The sequence below is a fragment of the Streptomyces chisholmiae genome, from assembly GCF_031845445.1.
In the GTDB taxonomy this organism is placed as follows: domain Bacteria; phylum Actinomycetota; class Actinomycetes; order Streptomycetales; family Streptomycetaceae; genus Streptomyces; species Streptomyces chisholmiae.
The window spans coordinates 1-414 of record NZ_JAVREO010000263.1 but is presented as its reverse complement, the minus strand read 5'-3'; the positions used below and the strand labels follow the sequence as shown (position 1 = coordinate 414).

The 414-nt window shown below is 67.1% G+C and carries 1 protein-coding gene; it reads right to left on the bottom strand.

What is annotated here, in order from left to right; translation table 11 throughout:
- On the bottom strand, positions 1 to 414 hold a 414-nt coding region (locus RM844_RS33115), incomplete at both ends, for a type I restriction enzyme endonuclease domain-containing protein (protein ID WP_311671123.1).

Genomic DNA, 414 nt, shown 5'->3' with positions numbered 1-414 from the left:
ATCCAGTCCTTCTTGAGGTTCTTGCGGACCTGGACCACGAGGTCCCGGGCGATGCCGGAGAGGATCTCGTCGCCCATGAGGTCGCGGGCGCTGCCGAGGTCGGCAACCGCGTCGTAGAAGGCGAGTTCGTCGTCGCCCAGCGGCGGGGTGAACTTCTCACCTCGCCGCGCGTCCTCCGCAACCGTCTTGGCCAGTTCCACCAGCTGGGCGATGATCTCGGCGCTGGTGAGCTGCTGGCGCATGTATCGGGTCATCAGGTCCTGGAGGCGCTCCGAGAACGCGGTCTGGCGGACGATGTTGTGCCGGGTCTGCTCTCGCATCTTCTGCTCGACGAGGCGGCGCAGGGCTTCGGCGGCCAGGTGCGGGGTTTCGCTGTTCTGCAGGCGGCCGACGAGTGCGTCGTTGAGGTGGGTG